We start from the raw sequence: 20,775 nt of genomic DNA on the forward strand, positions 1-20,775 counted from the left end.
GTCATGCGCCGCTGGGGAACCGAACGTGGCATTGGCCTGCACGAACCGCAGGTCAATGAACATCACCTGGAATCAACGGGCCTGCCGGCGGACAGCCGTCTGCGCCTGCTCAGCTTCAATATCCAGGTGGGCAACAGTACCGAGAAGTATCGGCACTACCTGACCCGTGGCTGGCAGCACCTGCTGCCCCACAAGGGACGCACCGGCAACCTGCAGAAGATCGGCACCCTGCTCAATGACTTTGATCTGGTCGCCTTGCAGGAAGCTGACGGCGGCAGTATGCGCTCGGGCTATATCAACCAGGTGGAACACCTGGCCCAGCTCGGCGGCTTCCCCTACTGGTACCAGCAACTCAATCGCAACCTCGGGCGTCTGGCGCAGCACAGCAACGGTGTGCTCAGCCGCCTGAAGCCGACGGCCATCGAGGATCACCCGTTGCCAGGTCCGAAGGGGCGCGGCGCAATCCTCGTGCGATTCGGCGAAGGCCCGGAAGCGCTAGTAGTGGTGATGATGCACCTCGCCCTCGGCGGGCGGACGCGCAATCTGCAGTTGGCTTACGTGCGTGAGCTGATCGGCAACTATAAACACCAGGTGTTGATGGGGGACATGAACACCCACGCCAACGACCTGCTTCTGAATTCACCATTGCGCGATCTCGGGCTCTTGGCGCCGCAGGTCGAAGCGACGTTTCCCAGCTGGCGCCCGCAGCGCTGCCTGGACCATATCCTGCTCAGCCCGACCCTCACGCTGGAAAGTGTGCAGGTCCTGGCGCAGCCCATTTCCGATCACCTGCCCGTCGCGGTAGAGATTCGTCTGCCGGGTTCGCTCACGGTTGATGCATTGCCCGCGTTGAGCCCCAGCCCTCGCGGACCCCTTGCATGAGCGACGACGCCGAGCGCTGGAAAGAAAAATACCTGTTAAGCATCGAGCAGCAAGACAAGCTCGAACGCCGTTGGGCCGCCCGCCTCGATCTGCTGCGCCGAGGCCTGGTGCGCAGTACGCTCGCCGCTGAAGGCACCGACCGCGCCGTCGACCAATGTATGAAGGAAATGCGCGATGTGGTGCGCACCGACGACATGGACGCCGCCCTCGCCGCCTTGCTGCCGCGCCTGGAAAAAGCCGTGCTCGATTCAGAGCAGCGCCGCGAAACCCGGGTCGACCAGATCAGCACCGCGCTCACCGCCCTGGTCGCGCAACTGCAGCAATTGCCACTGCCGCGTGAGGTGGCGCGCCCGCTCAAAGCCTTCGCCAAGCAACTGGACAGTCGCGTGGACCAGGCTCGTGAGATTCCGCTGCTGCTCAGCGAATTGAGTAGCCTGCAAGGGCAGGCGTTGAATAACCTGGAAGCTGACGGCGAAACCCCACGGTCAGGTCCAGGTTTGTTGCAACGCCTGTTCGGGAGCACCAGGGAGGTCGCTCCCGAGACGGTGGCCCATGAGCCTCCGGTAAAACCCACGTCAAAACCGGTTGCCCCCGAGCCTGTTAGTGAAGAGCAGGCCGCTGCGCCATCCGAACCGCCACCTCAAGTCTTGCCGACTACTGCGCCATTGCCGCAACCGCTGACGGCGGCGCCTGCGGCTGAAGTCGCCGCGCAACCCAAGGTCGAAGCGGCACTTGCAGAAACCGCCGTCGCCGAACCTGCCGCTGATCCCGAACCCGAACCTGAAGCCGAAGAACCGCCCAACGAAAGCGCGCTCGCGGCCTTTATCGAAACCCCCGAAGTACTGGCCGAAACACCGGATGAGACCAGCATCGGCAGCCTGTCGCTGCCGCCGGTTCTTGAAGACGAGGAGGCCGACGAGCAGCCTGAGGAAAGCGGCTATGCCCTGCCCGACTCGCCGGAGCCTACCTACAGCTCCGTGGCCCGGCACATCGAAAGCACCCTGCTGGGCCTGCTGGAAGACCTGAGCCTGCCCGAGCGCCACCGGCCCCAGGCCGAAGCCATGCGCGAGCGCCTGGCCAATGGCTTGAACTGGTACGAGCTGCTGCCGATCCTCGATGACCTGGCGGTGCTGATGCTGGCGGTCACCGACAGCGGCCAGCATGAGTTCGAGGCTTATCTCAAGCATCTCAACGAACGTCTTGAAGCGTTCCAGGGCCATCTGCAGGTGGCCAGCGATGACCACCTCGACAGCCGCTCCGCCGCCCGCCAACTGGACACGCAGATACGTGAACAGGTCGACGGCCTGCAAAGCAGCGTGCAGGAAGCGGCCGACCTGGACAGCCTCAAGCAGGTATTGGAAAGCCATATCGAAGGCTTGCTCGGCACCATGGACGAGCACCGCCAGCAACGGGACCAGCGCGAAGAGGAAGTGGCGGCGCGGCTACAGGGGCTGGCCGAACGCGTCGCCAACATGGAGCAGGAGGCGATGGGCTATCGCGAACATATGGAAGTGCAGCGTCAGAAAGCCCTGATTGACCCGCTGACCCGCCTGCCCAACCGCGCGGCGTGGAGCGAACGCCTGGACCACGAGGTCAACGCCTGGCATCAGCGTGGCAACAGCCTGTCGCTGGCGATGCTGGACCTGGATCACTTCAAGCGTGTCAACGACGGCTACGGCCATCTGGCCGGCGACAAGGTGTTGAAGATCATTGCCAACGTGCTGCGCAAGCACCTGCATGGTCGCCACTTTATTGCGCGCTTTGGCGGTGAAGAGTTTGTGTTGCTGATGCCCGACACTTCACTCACCCAAGCGCTGGCTGTAGGCGAGGTGCTGCGGTCGGCCATCGAGTCGTGCCCTTTCCACTTCAAGGGTGAGCCGGTGACGATCACGCTGTCCATGGGTGTGGCGCAGTTCCAGCCGGGCGAGCGCAGCGATCTGGCGCTCAAGCGCGCCGACGAGGCGTTGTACCGGGCCAAGGCCGCTGGGCGCAATCAGGTGCAGGCGGCATAAAAATGTTCCATTTTATGATTTGAGCGCTGTGTCACACACCTTACGTTACACTGTTGCATTACCGTCTTCAGCGTGACGTCACTCCCTATGAAAACCCTGTACTTCGCCTTCCTGTTCATTCTGCTCGCCGGCTGCTCCAGCGGTCCGCGCATTGATACCAACCATCCCTCGGTCAACCACGACAATCGCGTGCAGTTCGTGATCGTCCACTACACCTCCACCAACCTTGAACGCTCGCTGGCCTTGCTTACCCACGGCCAGGTCAGCAGCCACTACCTGATCGGCGACGACGCCAGCGCCACCATCTACAAGCTGGTGGATGAGAGCCAGCGCGCCTGGCATGCCGGGGAAAGCGAATGGGCGGGCCGCACATGGCTCAACTCCAGCTCCATCGGCATCGAAATCGTCAACCCCGGGTACACGGACACGCCAACTGGTCGCCTGTGGTACCCCTATTCAGAGGCCCAGGTGAAGTCCCTGGTGGTGCTGCTCAAGGACATCAGTAAACGCAACGGCATCGACCCCAAGAACATCATTGGGCACAGCGACATCGCGCCGCTGCGCAAACTCGATCCTGGTCCATTGTTCCCCTGGAAGCGTCTGGCCGACGAAGGCCTGGGCCAGTGGCCTGACGCCCAGGCGGTCGACCGCTTCCGGCAGCAGTACGCAACGCAGCTGCCGAGCATCACCTGGTTCCAGGAAGAGTTGGCGAAGCTGGGCTACCCGACGCCGCAGACCGGCGAACTGGACGTGGCCACGCGGCATGTGATCGCTGCGTTCCAGATGCACTTCCGTGCGTCGCTGTTCGACGGCATGCCAGACGCCGAAAGCGCCGCGATCCTGAGTGCTCTGAACCAACCCTAAACTCCAGGCAGGCCTGTGGCGAGCGACCTTTATGGTGAGCGGCCTCTGTGACGAGCGGGCCCTGTGGCAGCGGGCCCTGTGGCGAGCGGGCTTGCCCCGCGTTGGGTTGCGGAGCAGCCCTAATCAAAACAACACGGTTGATCTGACGCAACTCGGTGCCTGATTGGGGCTGCTGCGCAGCCCAACGCGAGGCAAGCCCGCTCGCCACAGGGTTCGCTCCCGACAAAGCCTGCGAACTACAGGGGCAACGCCATATAAAACTGCGTGCCCTGCCCCGGCCGCGAGTACACGCCCATGCGTCCGCCGTGCAATTGCACGATTTCCTTGCACAGTGCCAACCCCAGGCCTGCGCCACCTTTCTTGCGGCCCACCTGCACGAAAGGTTCGAAGATGCGCCCTTGCTGGCCATAGGCAATGCCTTCGCCGTTGTCCTCGACGCTGACAATCACCCGCTCGCCATGGCGTCGCGCCTGCAGGTGGATTTGCCCGCCTTCGGCGGTATGACGCAGCGCGTTGGCCAGCAGGTTGTCGAGCACCCGCTCCAGTTGCGCCTGATCGGCGTACAGCCGTGGCACGTCGGCCTGGGCCTCCACCAGCAATTCAATATGTTGCGCGTTTGCCGTCTCGGCAAAGCGGGCGCGCGCGTGCTCGAGCAGGTCCGTCACGTCGCATGGCCCCAGCGTGAGTTTCTGCAGGCCATTCTGGTAGCGCGAGAAGTTGAGCAAGTCGTTGATCAACTGCATCAGGCGCTGCATCTCTTCGTTGACCGTATCCAGCAGGTCCGCCTCGCGGGACTCTGCCGGAAACTTCGCGCGCTCGCGAAAAAGACCAAACGCCATGTGCATGCCGGTCACCGGCGTGCGCAACTCATGTGAGGCGCGCAATACGAACTCGCTGCGCACCCGCTCGAAGGCACGCTGCTCGGTGACGTCATGCAGCACCATCACCGCGCCGAGGATATGCCCCTGGGTATGGCTCACCGGCGTAAGGCTGTAAGTCAGCAGACGCAATTCGCCTTCGACTTCCACTTCCAGATCATCCGGCGCCCGCTCCAGGTTGCCGCCGCGCAGCACCAGCTGCAATTGTTCATCCAGCTCCGGGCGCACCAGCGCTTCGCCCAAGCCTTGCCCCAGGCGCTCCTCGTCCCAGCCCAGTTGACGCTGCGCAACGGGGTTGAGGTGCTCAAGGCGGCCTTGGCGATCGATCATCAGCAGGCCGTCGTCGATGCTGTCGAGCACTGCCTGCAGGCGCTGCTGGCCGGCCAGAAGTTCGTCGACATTGGTTGCCTGATGTTGGCGCAGCGCCTCGGCCATGATGCCGAAGCGCCGGGTCAGCTGGTTCATTTCCGCCGCTGACGAGATCGGCAGCGTCACCTCGAAATCACCCTGCCCGATCTTGTCGGCCGCCTTTGCCAGGGCTTCAATCGGCCCGCCAAAACGTCGTGCGATGCCATGAGCGGTGATGAAGCCGATAATCAGCACGGCAAGCCCAACCACCCCCAGGGCCGCAGCGATCAATAACGCACGGTTGCGCGACTTGTGTTCACTGGCGTTAATGTTTTCCAGGGCTTGTTTGTGTTCGGCGATCAGGCCATTGCGCAAGGCATTGAAGCTTTCGGTCAGTTTCTGATTTTTTTGTTCGCCAGTGGCGATCGCTGGGCTTCGTCGAACGCTTTCAGAAAGTCCAGGTAGTCGATGCGCGCCTGGCTGAAGCCGTTGATTCGTCCATCACGCTTTTCATGGGCGATACCTTCGTCCAGCAACGCAAAATACTGCTGCTTGGACGTCTCCAGGGCCTTGGCGTCAGGTTGCTCTTCGAGCATCAGGATCAATTGGTCGCCCAGGCTCTGACGCAGCTTGAGCCCCAGGTCCAGGGTGATGAAGTTGCTGCGGATCAGCGATTCCTGGCTCTTTGCCATTTGCATCACGCTGACCAGCCCGAGCACCAGGCCCAGCAGGGCCACGGTGATCAGTGCGGAGATGCTCAGGAATAACCGAGTGCGCAGTTTCATCGCAAGCTTCATAAGGTAAAGCTCACAGGTTGTACTGTTTGCGTTTGCGGTACAGCGTCGAGGCGTCGATACCCAGTGTACGGGCCGCCTGATCCAGGGTATCGCTGGTGGCCAGTACAGCGCCGATGTGGGCTTTTTCCAGCTCATCCAGGCTCAACGCCGCACCGATGCGCGGCGCATTATTGGTCGGCTGCTCCGCCATCCCCAGGTGGCTGATCTCGACTTTTTCCTGTGGGCAGATAATGCTCGCGCGCTCCACGACGTTGCGCAGTTCGCGGATATTGCCCGGCCAGCGATAGTTGAGCAGTGCTTCGCGGGCCTGGTCGCTGAAACCTCGCGCCGGTCGGGCATAGTCCTTGACGAAGCGCGCCAGGAAACGGTCCGCCAGGGTCAGGATGTCTTCACTGCGTTCGCGCAACGGCGGCAGGTGCAAGGTGATGACGTTGAGACGGTACAGCAGGTCCTCACGGAAGCGGCCGTCACGCACCATGTCTTCCAGGTTCAGGTTGGTGGCCGCCAGGATGCGCACATCGGCGCGGCGGGTCACCGGATCGCCGACGCGTTCGTATTCTTTGTCTTGGATAAAGCGCAGCAACTTGGGCTGCAAGGTGAGCGGAAAGTCGCCGATCTCATCGAGAAACAACGTGCCGCCGTCCGCCTGGTTGACCCGGCCCAGTGTGCTCTCGCTGGCCCCGGTGAAAGCACCGCGGCTGTGGCCGAACAACTCGCTTTCCATCAGTTCCGCCGTGAGAGACGGGCAGTTGATAGTGACGCAGGATTTCTTGGTGCGCTTGCTCCAGCCATGAATGGCCCGCGCCAGCTCACCCTTACCGGTGCCGGATTCGCCCAGGATCAGGATGTTGGCGTCGGTGCCGGCCACCTGGCGTGCGGTTTCGAGCACCACCATCATTGCCGGGCTGTGGGAGTCGAGACCGTCCTTGGGTTTGCGGACTTCGCCCTCCAGCGCCTCCAGGCGCGCGGAGAGCTGGCGCACTTCCAGCTGTTTGGCGGTGGCCAGACGCAATTGGTCCGGGCTGCACGGCTTGACCAGATAATCGGCTGCGCCGGCCTGGATGGCATCCACGGCGGTGTCAACGGCCGAATGCGCGGTGACGATCACCACGCGCATCCACGGCGCCTGAATGCGCATCTGCGCCAGCACGTCCAGGCCATTGTCTTCGCCCAGGCGCAGGTCGAGGAAGCACAGGTCGAACACCTGCCGCTGCATCAGGGCATCAGCCTGGGCGGCACTGTTGGCGGTAGCTACGGTGTAGCCTTCGTCTTCCAGGCAGTAACGGAAGGTGCGGAGGATCGCGGATTCGTCATCCACTAAAAGAATGCGGCCTTGAAGTTCCTTGGCTGATTCCATCTGTCCCGCGCTCCTTAACTTTAAATGATGATGGTGATTAGTCCCGGAATAATCGGGCAAGTTGCATGGTTTATTCTGATCGATAAAAGGCGACTTCGCGCAGCTATCTGCGCGGCTTCCTACAGCGCCCCAGGCTAGTGGCGTTTTTAGCCCTTCGTGCCACTTCGGCAACCGCTGCGGTGGGTTCTATCCCTTGATCCGACCACTGGCCATCGTGCATTTCGCACGGCCTGCAAGGGGGCATCGTGCAGGATGCTGGGGCGTTTGTATTGGGTTCAATCATAAGTTATTGATTTTATTGATATTTATTTTGAAAAAAGCTGGCATGCGCTCTGCAATACATCTCCCAAGAGTGTCATGAACCAATAATCAGAATGCGGGAGAAATGCAGCATGACTCGCCAAAGCCTCAGCCAACTGCGTGTATCGCCACTGCGCCTGCAACAGGGTCTGTTTGCCAGCTTGGCCCTGATGGTCACGTTGATTGGCGGCCAGCAGTTGCAGCACTGGCAGCAGAGTCAGCAGCAAGTCCCGCAATTCGACCGTCCGGCCATGACGCAAAACCATTTTCGTTCCATCGCCAGCGCGACTGCCGATGTAACTGCCCCGCAATTGCGCGTGGTCGACCAGGACTCCACCCTGGACGCGCTGCCTAAGCAAGAGCGTTGGGTGTTCTAGGCAATAAATCGGGCGCCGTATTGAGCGACCGCACTGCACTACAGCTGTTACCCCCTATGAAAGCGTAAGGAGAATCACCATGTTGAGTTGGGCAATCACGTTTCTGATCATCGCCATTGTGGCTGCAGTCCTCGGCTTCGGTGGCATCGCCGGCACCGCCACAGGTATCGCCAAGATCCTGTTCGTTGTCTTCCTGGTGATGTTCATCGCTTCGTTCTTCTTTGGTCGTAAGGGCCGAGGCTGAAGATGACCACTCTTTCTTTTAAAGCCATTACTGTCGCCCTGTTGTTGGGCGGCAGCGGCTTGGCGATGGCCGCCAATGACGGCCAGACCCGAGCCAACGAATTGCTCAGTGCGGACCCTCAGTACCGTGAAACCTGGCGAGACGTGGTGAAGAAAGAAGAGCGCCTGCCGGAATGGGTGATGAACCTGTCCGGCTCGGCCGAACAACAGATGACCGCTGTTGAAGAAGATGGCGACAAGTACCTGGTCGGGCCGCTTTGCGAGACGGCAGACACCTGCCTGAACAAGCGTCTGATCGTTGCCGTCAGCTTTGACAAGGAAGATGCCTACGCCCTGTTGGTGGAAGTCCCGGCCGGTTTGCCGAAGGACAAATCGCCGACGCGGCACGCCGATTACCGGTTTATCGGTAAGCCGGACGAAGGCATGCAAAAGCTGTTGATGGAACAGCTCAAGAAAGATCCGAATTGGTACTAGGTTCCGTTTGACGCACTCAGTGTCTGCGGGGCCGGCGTCCATAGAAAGAAGCCCGTTGCTTCTTTCTGTCTGCATCGCTCGCCAAGGGCGATGCATGACCAGGGGGTCGGGTTGCTCTGATCAATCGAGATCGGCGTGACCTACGGGTACAGGGAGTGCCTGCGCAAGGGCCGGGTCAGGTGAAAAGCTGCGACGCAAGTTCACAAGTCCTCAAGCTTGCTGAACTTGCGGCGGGCTTGTTGCTCTGATGGCTGCGTCCCATATCGGCCTTAGCCCAACATTTCGTTTTTGCTCTTCACCAAGCATTACTAGTTGTGTCGCCGCGACCATCTATCGAGAAAGTTTTGCCCCCGCCATAGGATATTTCTGACGCGAACTCCGTGAATTTCTGGGCGTTTGTGCCATCCCTTCAGCGCGCGTCTGACTCCCTGAGCAAGCCTGTACTGGCAGGTTCACGGCATGTTTGCCCGTCAGATTGGCGTAATCGAACTGACCGTTCGGACAGTTATTCCCTAAAAAAGCCATGCCGATTCGGCATAGGGTAGGCGTTTACGGCATTAGACGTTGCTCCCTTGCATGGGAATAGTTGCGCCTTTTTTCGCCTGCCAGTAAGCCATTTCGGCCATGCGGCGGTGACCTTCCATGGAGGCTTGTGCACACACTTTTTCGCTCTCGAGCGTTGCGGCTGGCGCATTTGCCTTAAGTTCACGTGAAGTAAGGGTAATGACATGAAGAAGGCAAAACTAAGCCTCGCCTGGCAGATCCTCATCGGTCTGGTGCTGGGGATTGCAATCGGTGCGGTGCTCAACCATTTCAGTGCTGAAAAGGCCTGGTGGATCAGCAACGTCTTGCAGCCGGCAGGCGATATCTTTATCCGCCTGATCAAGATGATCGTGATCCCAATTGTGATTTCCTCGCTGATCGTCGGCATTGCCGGGGTCGGTGACGCGAAAAAGCTGGGTCGGATCGGTGTCAAAACCATTCTTTACTTCGAAATCGTCACCACCATTGCCATCGTGGTCGGTCTGTTGCTGGCCAACCTGTTCCATCCGGGTGCAGGCATCGACATGAGTACCCTGGGCACCGTCGATATCTCCAAGTACCAGGCGACTGCCGCCGAGGTGCAGCATGAACACGCGTTCATCGAGACCATCCTCAACCTGATCCCCTCGAATATCTTCGCCGCCGTCGCCCGTGGCGAGATGCTGCCGATCATTTTCTTCTCGGTGCTGTTCGGCCTCGGCTTGTCGAGCCTCAAGCCCGAGCTGCGCGAGCCGCTGGTGACCATGTTCCAGGGCGTATCCGAGAGCATGTTCAAAGTCACTCACATGATCATGAAGTACGCCCCCATCGGTGTCTTCGCGCTGATCGCGGTGACCGTCGCCAACTTCGGCTTCGCTTCCCTGCTGCCGCTGGCCAAGCTGGTGATCCTGGTTTACGTCGCCATCCTGTTCTTCGCCTTTGTGGTGCTGGGCCTGATCGCTCGCCTGTTCGGCTTCTCGGTGATCAAGCTGATGCGCATCTTCAAGGATGAGCTGGTGCTGGCCTACTCCACCGCCAGTTCCGAGACCGTGCTGCCGCGCGTGATCGAGAAGATGGAAGCCTACGGCGCGCCGAAGGCGATCTGCAGCTTTGTGGTGCCGACCGGTTACTCGTTCAACCTCGACGGCTCGACCCTGTACCAGAGCATCGCCGCCCTCTTTATCGCCCAGTTGTATGGCATCGACCTGTCGATCGGCCAGCAACTGATGCTGGTGCTGACTCTGATGGTCACCTCCAAAGGGATTGCCGGCGTGCCGGGCGTGTCCTTCGTGGTGCTGCTGGTCACCCTGGGCAGCGTGGGCATTCCGCTGGAAGGCCTGGCCTTCATTGCCGGCGTCGACCGCATCATGGACATGGCGCGTACCGCGCTCAACGTGATCGGCAATGCCCTGGCCGTGTTGGTGATTTCTCGCTGGGAAGGCATGTACGACGATGCCAAAGGCGAGCGCTACTGGAACTCGCTGCCGCACTGGCGCACCCGGACAGCAGTGCCGACCGCCCAGGCCACTCGCGGCTGATTGCCCTCAGGCGCTGAAACAAACCCCGGAAAATTCCGGGGTTTGTCGTTTCTGTCAGCCCCGTTATCATTCGCCCCATCTTTCGGGGGATTTAACTGATGCTCAATGGCCTGTGGCTTGGCTTCTTTGTCGTGGCAATGGTGTCAGCACTGGCGCAATGGCTGGTGGGGGGTAACGCCGGGATTTTCGCAGCGATGGTCGAAAGCATTTTCGCCATGGCCAAATTGTCAGTGGAAGTCATGGTGCTGCTGTTCGGCACCCTGACCTTATGGCTGGGCTTTTTGCGCATCGCCGAAAAAGCCGGGATCGTCGACTGGCTGGCCAAGGCTCTGGGGCCGCTGTTTCGCCGGCTGATGCCCGAAGTGCCGGCCGGCCACCCGGCCATCGGCCTGATCACCCTCAACTTCGCCGCCAACGGCCTGGGCCTGGATAACGCCGCGACTCCCATCGGCCTGAAGGCCATGAAGGCGCTGCAGGAACTCAACCCCATCCCCAACACCGCCAGTAACGCGCAAATCCTGTTCCTGGTGCTTAACGCCTCGTCGCTGACGCTGTTGCCGGTGACCATCTTCATGTACCGCGCCCAGCAAGGCGCCGCCGACCCGACGCTTGTGTTCCTGCCGATCCTGCTGGCCACCAGTGCCTCGACCCTGGTGGGCCTGCTGTCGGTGGCGGTGATGCAGCGTCTGCGATTGTGGGACCCGGTGGTGCTGGCCTACCTGATTCCCGGTGCGCTGGTGCTGGGTGGTTTCATGGCGTTGCTGGCCACCCTGTCCGCCACGGCGCTGGCCGGGCTGTCGTCGATCCTTGGCAACCTGACGCTGTTTGGGTTGATCATGCTGTTTCTGCTGATCGGTGCACTGCGCAAGGTCAAGGTGTACGAGGCGTTTGTCGAAGGGGCCAAGGAAGGCTTCGATGTGGCGAAAAACCTGCTGCCCTATCTGGTGGCGATGCTCTGCGCAGTCGGTGTGCTGCGTGCTTCCGGGGCGCTGGACTTCGGCCTGGAAGGCATCCGTCACCTGGTGGCGTGGACCGGCATGGACACGCGGTTTGTCGACGCCCTGCCGACCGCGATGGTCAAGCCGTTCTCCGGCAGCGCGGCGCGGGCGATGCTGATCGAGACCATGCAGACCCAGGGCGTGGACAGCTTCCCCGCGTTGGTGGCGGCGACGATTCAGGGCAGTACCGAAACCACGTTTTATGTGTTGGCGGTGTACTTTGGGTCCGTGGGGATTCAGCGGGCAAGGCATGCCGTGGGGTGTGCCTTGCTGGCGGAGTTTGCCGGTGTGGTTGCGGCGATTGCGGTGTGCTACTGGTTCTTTGGCTGAGGCTGAAATCGCCATCGGGAGCAAGCCCCCTCCCACATTTTGAAAGTGTTCACAGGTCAAAATGTGGGAGGGGGCTTGCTCCCGATGAGGCCCTCAGCGATTCATTGCTCTACTGCCCTGCTCAACCACCCAATCCACCACCTGCTTATTCAACTGATCCGCCGCCAATCCAAACGCTGCCACCACCGCCGGCACCTTGGTATCTGCCACCGGCTGCCTTACCTCAAACCGTCGGCTGGCGATAATCCGCTGATCACTGCCTCGCACCAACCGCGCATCCAACCGAATCACCACCTGCACCGTACTGCCCTGGTATTCGCTCTGAAACGCCTGCAGCTGTCCGCCCAGTTCATAGTCGGCCTGCAGGTTGGTCTCGTCGGTACTCAGCAGCGTCACCTGTCCATCGCGCTGGAAGCCGTCGAGCAGGCGGTTGCGCAGCAGCACCGGCGCCGGGTCGCTCCAGCGCGCGTGGGCGTAGCTGCTGATCAGGTTGCCATTGGGCACTACGGCAATGCGCGGGCTGTCGAGGAACTCGCTGGTCTGGGGCTTGGTCACGCGCAGCGACCAGCTCACCGGGGTGCCGTGTGTGGCGGCGGGCGTTGCCGTCAGGCGGTACACGTCCGAAGGATCGGCCTTGGGCAGGATCGAGCACGCGCTCAGCAGTGCCAGGGCCAGTGGAACGATCAGTTGGCAAACACGCTTCATGGCGTGAACTCCTTGTTCTTGTCGCTGCCCAGCAGGTAGCCGCTGGGGTTGGCTTCCAGGCGCCGGGAAATGGCGCGCAGCGACGCGAGGGTTTCGCGCAGCTCGCGCACGGCCGGCGCCAGTTCGTTGAGGCCCTGCATGCCGCTGTTCACCGAATCCTTATTTTTGGTGAGCAAGGTGTTGATGGTGGCGGTGCTTTGCTGCAGGGATTTCATTGCCTGCTCGGCGCTACCGAACGCCTGTCTGCCCTGATCGTTGAGCAAGCCATTGGCGTTGCGCATCAGCACGGTGGTCTGCTCGAGCGCAGCGGTGGCCTGCTTGCTTACCTGCATCAGTTGTTGCATCACCACCTTGATATCGCCGCGCTGATCGGCAATGGCGCCAGTGGTTTGCTGCAGGTTGTCGAGGGTCTTGCTCAGGCGGTCGACGTTTTCCGAAGAAAACATGTTGTTGGCGTTGTGCAGCAGCAGGTTGATGCCGGTCATCAGGTCATTGCTGTTATTGAGCAGCCGCGCGATGGGCGACGGTGAGGCGATGATCTGCGGCAGCTCGCCATCCTTGCCCTTGAGTTCGGGGCTTTGCGGCGTGCCGCCGCTGAGCTGGATGATCGAGGTGCCGGTGATGCCGGTCAGCGCGAGCTTGGCCTGGGTGTCTTCCTTGATAGGCGTCTGCCCGGCCAGGCGGATGCGCGCCAGTACGCGGCGCGGGTCTTTGGGGTCCAGGCGCAGGCTGGTGACGTCGCCCACCTTGATCCCGCTGTACTGCACCGAGCTGCCCTGGGACAGGCCGCTGACCGCCTCGTTGAAGATCACTTCGTAATCCTGGAAGGCGCTGTCGACGCTGGATTTGGCCAGCCACAGGCCAAACAGCATCGCGCCGACCACCACGATCACGCTGAACAGACCGATCATCACATGATGGGCGCGGGTTTCCATGTCATACCTCGTTGAGCGGTTGAGCAGCATCCAATGCCGCGCGGCCCCGTGGGCCGTGGAAATATTCGTGAGTCCAGGGGTCGTCGGTTTCCGAGACGACATCGATGGCGTCGGCCACCAGCACTTTCTTCTGCGCCAGCACCGCCACGCGGTCGGTGATGGTGTACAGCGTGTCCAGGTCGTGTGTGACCAGAAACACACTCAGGCCCAGCGCGTCGCGCAGGGTCAGGATCAGTTGGTCGAATTGCGCCGCGCCAATCGGGTCGAGGCCGGCGGTGGGTTCGTCGAGAAACAGGATATCCGGGTCCAGTGCCAGGGCACGGGCCAAGGCCGCGCGCTTGATCATGCCGCCGGACAGCGACGCCGGGTATTTGTCGGCGGCCGACAGCGGCAAGCCGGCCAGGGCCAGCTTGACCGCCGCCAGGTGCTCGGCGTCGGCGCGGCTGAGGCCGGCGTGTTCGATCAGCGGCAGGGCGACGTTCTCGGTGACGGTGAGTGACGAAAACAGCGCGCCCTTCTGGAACAGCACGCCAAAGCGGCGTTCCACCAGGGAGCGTTCGTGCTCGGGCAGGTTCGGCAGGTTCTGGCCGAACACACGCACCTCGCCGGCGCTGGGCCGGCGCAGGCCGACGATGCTGCGCAGCAGCACCGATTTGCCGCTGCCGGAGCCGCCGACCACGGCGAGGATCTCGCCCTTGTACACATCCAGGCTGAGGTTCTCGTGCACGCTCTGGCTGCCAAAGCGGTTGCACAAGCCACGCACTTCAATCACCGCCTCGGCGGGTGCACGCAGTGGACGACTCACCAACCCATCTCCATAAAGAACAATGCGGCGACCGCATCCAGCACGATCACCACGAAAATCGACTGCACCACGCTGGAGGTGGTGTGGGCACCCACCGACTCGGCACTGCCGCTGACCTTGAAGCCCTCCAGGCAGCCAATGGCCGCGATCAGAAACGCGAACACCGGCGCCTTCACCAGGCCCACCAGAAAATGCTGCACGCCGATGTCCGATTGCAGCAGCGACAGAAACATTGCCGGCGAAATATCCAGGGCCACGGCACACACCACGCCACCGCCGACAATGCCCGAGAGCATCGCCAGAAACGTCAGCATCGGCAGCGCCACCAGCAGCGCCATGACGCGCGGTAACACCAGCAGCTCCATCGGGTCCAGGCCCAGGGTACGGATGGCGTCGATTTCTTCGTTGGCCTTCATCGAGCCGATCTGTGCGGTAAAGGCGCTGGCCGTGCGGCCGGCGATCAGGATAGCGGTGAGCAGTACGCCGAACTCACGCAGAAAAGAGAACGCCACCAGGTCCACGGTAAAAATCGTCGCGCCGAAGCTCTTGAGCACCGTGGCACCCAGAAACGCCACCACGGCGCCCACCAGAAAGGTCAGCAGGGCGACAATGGGCGCCGCGTCGAGGCCGACCTGCTCCAGGTGCGCGACCATCGGCGTGAGGCGCCAGCGTTTGGGGCGCAGGATGCCGCGGGCGAAGGTTTCAAGGATCAGGCCGATAAAGCCCAGCAGCTGTTTGCTGTCCTGCCACACGGTGTCCACCGCCCGGCCGATACGCGCCAGCAACTGGATGCCGGTGGCCTCTTCCGGGCCTTTGTCGGGCACGCAGAAATCGTTGAGGGAACGGTAGACGGTCTTGAGCAGCGCACGGTCGGCGGCGGACAAACTGCAGTCGGTCTGTTCGGCCGATTGCTCGATGCGGGTGGGGCCGAGCAACTCCACGAGCAGCGACGCGCCGGCAGTGTCCAGCGCGCCGAGGCCGTTGAGGTCGATGCGCGCGGCGGCATCGTACTGGCCGTCGAGCCTGGCTGACAGTTTGCGCAGGCTTGCGTAGTGGGCCAGCGTCCAGTCCCCCGTAATCCGCAACTGTGGCGGCGAGATGGACGTATCGAGGTGGGCTGCGCCGGGCGTGGGACTGCTGGTCATAAGCTCCGAGCTTGTCTGCTATTTCGCAATGGCTACGTAATAGCACACTACCGTCTACGTTGGGTTGTCCGTTTGTGCTGTGTCCGTCACTTTGAAGCGCAGCACGCCGATCACCTGTCCGTCTTCGGTGAGCACCTGCACCTGCCAGCGCCCTACGGCGTCGCCCGGGAAGTTCTGTTTGTGGGTCCAGGCGCGGTAGCCTTCCTTGCGTCCGCCGTGGATGTCGAGGGCGATGCGGTCGACTTCTTTACCGTTGAACTTCCACACATGGTAGATCCGCTCATCCAGCCCGCGCGGCGCGTTGATGGCGGTGTAGGCGTAAAGCCCGCCGCTGCGCAACTGGGCAGCGTTGACTTCCTTGAGGTCGTCACCGGGCGTGCGATCCTGCATTTGCGTGCTGATGGCTACTTCGGTCATCCACAGCGTGGCGGGCGGCACCCAGCTGCGCAGGAACCAGCCGGCGCAGCCGATGGCGGCCGTGACCCCCAGCAGCATCGCCCAGCCTCTGAGGCTACGCAGCGGCAGGCTCAACGCCAGGCTTGGAATCGACAGCGCCATGGCCACGCCGAGCGCCAGCTTGTAACTCTCGGCGGTGGTCAGGTGAAGGATGATCGGCAGCGCGGTGAGCAGCGCGGCAAACAGTGTCAGGGTGTGCAGGGCCAGAAACAGCGAGCGCTTGGGCGCCAGCCATTTGTAGTACAGCGGGTCGATGATCGACACCAGTGCCGCCGCGCCCAGCAGGCCGGTGAACACCGATTGGCCGCTGTTCCAGGCGGTGGTGACGAAGAAAAACGGCAGCACGAAAAACAGGCTTTCCTGGTGAATCATCTGAGTGGCATAGCGCAACAGCGGTTCGGGGATTTCCCGCTTGAACAGCTTGGCGAACAGTTGGGTAAAACTGTTTTCCAGCATCAGCCACAACCAGCTCACCAGCATGATCACCGCGATCCAGCTGGCCATGCCCTGCTGGCGGTCCACCAGAATGAAGCTGCCCACACCCGAGATGAAGCCGCCGAGTGCGATCACCCCTGGGTAGCGCTTCATCAGTTCGAGGATGCGCTGGATTACGTGACTCAGGTTTGGCATTCGGCGATTCGCAGTAGGTGTAGGAAAAGATCCCGGACAGAATAGCGTCTCGGTACGCGTGTGCGGTGGCTCACTGCGCGATCCGTTTGCGATAACCGCGCACGCCGATCAACACAATCGCGATCAGCCCGAGCACGCCGGCGCCGATCCAGTTCAGAGCGTCGTAGCTGAGCAGCGGTTTTTCGATGCGCCAGTAGCCCGGTTGTTTGAACACCTGGCGCATGGCCTGGTTGGTCTGTTCCAGGCTGACCGCTTTGATGCGCTTGACCGGGTCGCTGAAACGCCCGTTGGCGTACTCGCCAGACGCGCTCCAATAATAGTCGGCCAGGGCACTGTTGCCCTGTACGGCCCAGGCTTGGCGGGCGACGGCGGCCTGTTGCAGGCGGGCGAAGGCGGCCGGATCGAGGCCGTCCTTGAGCAGTCCGGCTGTGAGGTCGTGCAGCACCTGTTCGGCCTCGGGGAGGTCTTCGCGTTCTAGATCGGCATTCAGGCTGAGGAAGCCGACGCCGCCGAGTACTTCGCGCTCGCTCCAGGGGCCGTAGGACAAACCGTGCCTGAGGCGCAGTTCGCGGTAGAGCGCCCAGTCCAGGTAGTCCTTGAGCAGGTCGTAGGTTTCGTCATGCTGATCGTCCAGCATCGGCTCGGGAAACAGCCAGTGCAGCTTTGCACCGTCGCCGACCCAGCCGCGCATCAGGTCGCGATGATGGGCGGCGGCGTGCTGGATTTCGGGCAGGGCCAGGTGGTCGGTCGGCTCGACCGGGTCGAGTTCGCCGTAGGTGCGCTCAAGGTAGGCCGGCAGCAATTTGTCGAGATCGCCGACGATGATCAGGGTCATGTTGTTGGGGGCGTACCAGTTTTTGCGCAGCGCCTCCAATTGATCGCGCGTGAGTTGACCGACCTCGGCCCGTTCGGCGCACTTGAGGCCCAGCTCGACCGCCAGTTGATTGCTGGCGGTGTGGCCCAGGTCCTGGCGGTCGAGCAGGCGCTGCAGGTGCGAGTAATGCCCGCCGTCCTCGCGCTCGACGACGCGCTTGGCGGCATTGATATTGGCGTCGGTCAGTTCGGTGCGGGTGAGGATGGCCAGCAGCAGGTCCAGCACCTTGCGCTGGTTTTGTGCAGGGGCCTCGATCACAAAGGTGGTGTCGGCATTGCTGGTGTAGGCGTTCCACTCGCCGCCCAGGGCTTGCATGCGGTCTTCGAGATCACCTTCGCCGCCGCCGTCGATGCCGCTGAACAGCAGGTGTTCGAGCAGGTGCGGCAGCTCTTTTTGCTCACAACTGAAATCATCCAGGCCCACGCCAACCACCAGGCGAATCGCCACATGCCCGCGTTCGGTGCCTGGCTTGAGCAGCACTTGCAGGCCGTTGGGCAAGGTGTAGCCCTCGACTTGCAAACGGTCAAAAGCAAAGGCATGGGCAGAACCCATGAGCAGACAGGCGAACAACAGGCGACGCATAACAAGCTTCCTGGCGAGTGAGGTCAGCTTTAACTGACTTCACGGGCCACCATCCGTTCAGGGTGAATGCGTGATGTCGGCAATATCGTCGTCGGAGAGTGCACCGGTGTCGGACGTTTCCAGCACGACATAGGCGCTGCTGCAAAACAGTGAGTTGAGGCGCTTCATGTCGGCAATCAGCTCCAGGTGCAGGGAACTGGTCTCCAGGCTCTGTACGATCTTGTGTTGCAGCCGGCTGACGTGGGCGTGGGCCAGGCGACGCTCCTGGGCGCGGAAGCGACGTTTTTCGCGCAGCAACTGGCGGGCGCTTTCCGGGTCGGCACTCAGGAATACCGACAGCCCCAGGCGCAGATTGGCGATCAACTGGCTGTGCAGACCCGAGAGTTCCTCCAGGCCGACCTCGGAAAACTGGCGGCGCTGCGATGTTTTCTGCTGCTGCACCTTGCGCAGCATGCGCTCGATCAGGTCGCCGGCCAGCTTCAGGTTGATCGACAGCTCGATGATCTCGGCCCAGCGCCGGCTGTCGTGTTCGCCCAGGTCTTCGCGCGGCATCTGCGCCAGGTAAAGCTTGATCGCGCTGTACAGCGCCTCGACGTCGTCGCTGAGGCTGCGCATTTCCTGAGTGATGGCGGTTTGTTTGCCGCGTAGCACTTCCTGCATGGCCATGAGCATGTTGTCGATCAGGTCACCCAGGCGCAGGGTTTCCCGTGCGGCGTTGGCCAGGGCCAGGCTCGGTGTGGCGAGAGCGGCTGGGTCCAGGTGGCGCGGCTTGGTCTTGCCGTTGACCTCTTCGCGCTCCGGCAGCAACCATTCGCACAGCCGCGCCATGGGGCCGATGGTGGGCAGCAGGATCAGGCAGCGGCTGACGTTATAGAGCAGGTGGAAGGTGATGACCATGCCTTGGGCGCTGTAGTCCAGGCTGTCCATCCACAGCACCAGCGGGTCTAGCACCGGGATGATCAGCAGCAGGCCGATCAGTTTGTAGAGCAGGCTGCCCAGCGCCACCTGGCGCCCGGCGGCGTTCTGCATGCTGGTGCTGAGGAAGGCCAGTATGCCGCTGCCGATATTGGCGCCGATCACCAGGCCGATGGCCACGTGCAGGCCGATCACGCCGGCGCCGGCCAGGGTGGCGGTAAGCAGCACGGCGGCCAGGCTCGAGTAGGAAATCATGGCGAACAGCGCGCCGATCAGGGCGTCGAGCAGGATATCGCCGGTGAGCGAGGCGAAGATCACTTTGACGCCTTGAGCGTGGGTGATCGGCCCGGCGGCTTCGACGATCAATTGCAGGGCAAGAATGATCAGGCCGAGGCCTATGCTCACGCGGCCCAGTTGGCCGGCGCGCGTCTGTTTGCGCGACAGGAAGAAAATAACGCCGAGGAAGATCAGCAGCGGTAACAACCAGGACAGGTCGAAGGTCAGCACCCGCGCCATCAGCGCCGTACCAACGTCTGCACCGAGCATGGTCGCCAGTGCGGGCACCAGCCCCATGAGGCCTTGGCCGACAAAGGACGTCACCAGCATTGCGGTGGCGTTGCTGCTTTGCACCATGGCCGTCACCAGAATACCGGCGACGAAAGCCAGCCAGCGTTTGGACATGTTCTGCCCGATGACTTGGCGCAAGTTGGAACCGTAGACCCGCAGAATGCCGGTACGGACGATGTGCGTGCCCCAGATAAGCAGGGTCACGGCGGAAAGCAGATTGAGCAAGGTCAGCATGCTCGGCCCCCCGTGTGGGTGTGCTCCATGAGGAGCGAAGGAAAGGTGCCGCGTGCCGTTCTACGTCTTGTACTTAAGCTGTAGTTGGCGAATAGGCTTCGCGCCAGCATCGCATAGCTACATCAGGGATTGAAACAAAACTGTCATGAGGAGCGCTCCCACGGGGAGTGTGGGAGCGTTCAGCAGCGGCTCAGGGATTATTGACCCGGAACGTCCTTGCGCAGTTTCACCGGGTCCTGCTGTTTCTTCTTTTTAGCGATGGCGGTACGCATCTTGATGTTGACCGCCTCCACCGCCAGCGAGAACGCCATGGCGAAGTAGACGTAGCCTTTTGGCACGTGCACGTCGAACGATTCGGCGATCAGCACGGTACCGACCACCAGCAGGAACGACAGCGCCAGCATCTTCAGCGACGGGTGCTTGTCGATGAACGCGCTGATGGTGCCGGCAGCCAGCATCATCACCAGCACCGCGACCACAATCGCCGCGACCATCACCGGCACATGGGACACCATGCCGACTGCGGTGATCACCGAGTCCAGGGAGAACACGATGTCGATGATCGCGATCTGGATGATGGTGTAGATGAACTTGCCACCCTTGCCGCCGGGTTCGTCGTGGGATTCGTCTTCACCTTCCAGGGCGTGGTACATCTCTTGGGAGCTTTTCCACAGCAGGAACAGGCCACCGAAGAACAGGATCAGGTCGCGCCCGGAAATACCCTGGCCGAACACCACGAACAGGTCGGCCGTGAGTTGCATGACCCAGGTGATCGACAGCAGCAACAGGATGCGCGTGACCATGGCCAGGGCCAGGCCGAAGATCCGGGTGCGCGCCTGCATGTGCTTGGGCATGCGACTGACCAGGATCGAAATCATGATGATGTTATCGATGCCCAGGACGATCTCGAGGGCCGTCAGGGTGAAGAAGGCAATCCAGATTTCCGGATTGGTCAGCCATTCCATGTGTATTCCTTTGAGCAAATGTTAAACCGCGCAAGCTGCAGC

17 protein-coding genes and 1 pseudogene are annotated in these 20,775 nt (G+C 61.8%); 8 read left to right on the plus strand and 10 right to left on the minus strand.

Annotation, left to right across the window (positions count from 1 at the left end; translation table 11 throughout):
• Positions 1 to 3: 3 nt before the first annotated feature.
• The 3 genes from VRB54_RS00430 (at position 4) to VRB54_RS00440 (ending at position 3,758) form a co-directional block, all read left to right on the plus strand.
• Positions 4 to 882, plus strand: a complete 879-nt coding sequence (locus VRB54_RS00430; protein ID WP_338479107.1) for an endonuclease/exonuclease/phosphatase family protein — start codon at positions 4 to 6, stop codon at positions 880 to 882.
• Complete coding sequence (locus tag VRB54_RS00435) at positions 879 to 2,894, plus strand: diguanylate cyclase (RefSeq protein WP_338479108.1); 2,016 nt, start codon at positions 879 to 881, stop codon at positions 2,892 to 2,894. The genes VRB54_RS00430 and VRB54_RS00435 overlap by 4 nt, the downstream gene beginning before the upstream one ends.
• An 87-nt stretch (positions 2,895 to 2,981) precedes the next feature.
• Positions 2,982 to 3,758 carry an N-acetylmuramoyl-L-alanine amidase gene (locus VRB54_RS00440; RefSeq protein ID WP_338479109.1) on the plus strand — a complete coding sequence of 259 codons (777 nt, stop codon included), beginning with the start codon at positions 2,982 to 2,984 and terminating at the stop codon, positions 3,756 to 3,758.
• A gap of 236 nt (positions 3,759 to 3,994) precedes the next feature.
• Here the strand turns inward: VRB54_RS00440 and VRB54_RS00445 are convergent.
• Both VRB54_RS00445 and algB read right to left on the minus strand, forming a co-directional pair.
• A pseudogene (locus tag VRB54_RS00445) lies at positions 3,995 to 5,781 on the minus strand (KinB sensor domain-containing domain).
• A 10-nt stretch (positions 5,782 to 5,791) separates the two neighbouring features.
• Positions 5,792 to 7,138 carry a sigma-54-dependent response regulator transcription factor AlgB gene (gene algB / locus VRB54_RS00450; RefSeq protein WP_003233753.1) on the minus strand — a complete coding sequence of 449 codons (1,347 nt, stop codon included), beginning with the start codon at positions 7,136 to 7,138 and terminating at the stop codon, positions 5,792 to 5,794.
• Between the two features lie 392 nt (positions 7,139 to 7,530).
• On the opposite strand from algB, the gene VRB54_RS00455 reads away from it, so the two are divergent.
• The 5 genes from VRB54_RS00455 to VRB54_RS00475 all read left to right on the plus strand — a co-directional run bounded on the left by VRB54_RS00455 (position 7,531) and on the right by VRB54_RS00475 (position 11,920).
• Positions 7,531 to 7,815 carry a hypothetical protein gene (locus tag VRB54_RS00455; protein WP_338479110.1) on the plus strand — a complete coding sequence of 95 codons (285 nt, stop codon included), beginning with the start codon at positions 7,531 to 7,533 and terminating at the stop codon, positions 7,813 to 7,815.
• Positions 7,816 to 7,894: 79 nt separating this feature from the next.
• Positions 7,895 to 8,059: a DUF1328 domain-containing protein gene (locus tag VRB54_RS00460; RefSeq protein WP_003187386.1), complete on the plus strand. Its 165-nt coding sequence runs from the start codon at positions 7,895 to 7,897 to the stop codon at positions 8,057 to 8,059.
• A 2-nt stretch (positions 8,060 to 8,061) separates the two neighbouring features.
• Positions 8,062 to 8,532, plus strand: coding sequence for an inhibitor of vertebrate lysozyme family protein (locus tag VRB54_RS00465; RefSeq protein WP_057006174.1), 471 nt, complete (start codon positions 8,062 to 8,064; stop codon positions 8,530 to 8,532).
• Between the two features lie 728 nt (positions 8,533 to 9,260).
• Entirely contained in the window at positions 9,261 to 10,592 is a 1,332-nt protein-coding gene (gene gltP / locus VRB54_RS00470; RefSeq protein WP_338479111.1) for a glutamate/aspartate:proton symporter GltP, read from the plus strand.
• Between the two features lie 98 nt (positions 10,593 to 10,690).
• Positions 10,691 to 11,920: a nucleoside recognition domain-containing protein gene (locus VRB54_RS00475; protein WP_057006172.1), complete on the plus strand. Its 1,230-nt coding sequence runs from the start codon at positions 10,691 to 10,693 to the stop codon at positions 11,918 to 11,920.
• 93 nt (positions 11,921 to 12,013) lie between these two features.
• Here VRB54_RS00475 and VRB54_RS00480 read toward each other — a convergent pair whose 3' ends face one another.
• The 8 genes from VRB54_RS00480 to VRB54_RS00515 form a co-directional block, all read right to left on the minus strand.
• A complete protein-coding gene (locus VRB54_RS00480; RefSeq protein ID WP_338479112.1) occupies positions 12,014 to 12,625 on the minus strand; it encodes an ABC-type transport auxiliary lipoprotein family protein in 612 nt (203 codons plus the stop codon).
• The gene (locus tag VRB54_RS00485; RefSeq protein ID WP_338479113.1) at positions 12,622 to 13,560 is read right to left on the minus strand and encodes an MlaD family protein; all 939 of its coding nucleotides are present in this window, start codon (positions 13,558 to 13,560) and stop codon (positions 12,622 to 12,624) included. Before VRB54_RS00485 ends, VRB54_RS00480 begins: the two co-directional genes overlap by 4 nt.
• Before the next feature lies 1 nt (position 13,561).
• Entirely contained in the window at positions 13,562 to 14,365 is an 804-nt protein-coding gene (locus tag VRB54_RS00490; protein ID WP_338479114.1) for an ABC transporter ATP-binding protein, read from the minus strand.
• Positions 14,362 to 15,510 (minus strand): ABC transporter permease, encoded by a 1,149-nt coding sequence (locus VRB54_RS00495; protein ID WP_057006168.1) that lies wholly within the window; start codon positions 15,508 to 15,510, stop codon positions 14,362 to 14,364. Before VRB54_RS00495 ends, VRB54_RS00490 begins: the two co-directional genes overlap by 4 nt.
• Positions 15,511 to 15,564: 54 nt before the next feature.
• Positions 15,565 to 16,596 carry a DUF5924 family protein gene (locus VRB54_RS00500; RefSeq protein WP_209986913.1) on the minus strand — a complete coding sequence of 344 codons (1,032 nt, stop codon included), beginning with the start codon at positions 16,594 to 16,596 and terminating at the stop codon, positions 15,565 to 15,567.
• A gap of 70 nt (positions 16,597 to 16,666) precedes the next feature.
• A complete protein-coding gene (locus VRB54_RS00505; RefSeq protein WP_338479115.1) occupies positions 16,667 to 18,052 on the minus strand; it encodes a pitrilysin family protein in 1,386 nt (461 codons plus the stop codon).
• Positions 18,053 to 18,109: 57 nt separating this feature from the next.
• Entirely contained in the window at positions 18,110 to 19,768 is a 1,659-nt protein-coding gene (locus tag VRB54_RS00510) for a Na/Pi cotransporter family protein (RefSeq protein ID WP_338479116.1), read from the minus strand.
• 197 nt (positions 19,769 to 19,965) lie between these two features.
• Positions 19,966 to 20,733: a TerC family protein gene (locus tag VRB54_RS00515; RefSeq protein ID WP_338479117.1), complete on the minus strand. Its 768-nt coding sequence runs from the start codon at positions 20,731 to 20,733 to the stop codon at positions 19,966 to 19,968.
• Between the last annotated feature and the right edge of the window lie 42 nt (positions 20,734 to 20,775).

It is taken from the genome of Pseudomonas trivialis (genome assembly GCF_036864995.1).
Taxonomy (GTDB): Bacteria; Pseudomonadota; Gammaproteobacteria; order Pseudomonadales; family Pseudomonadaceae; genus Aquipseudomonas; species Aquipseudomonas trivialis.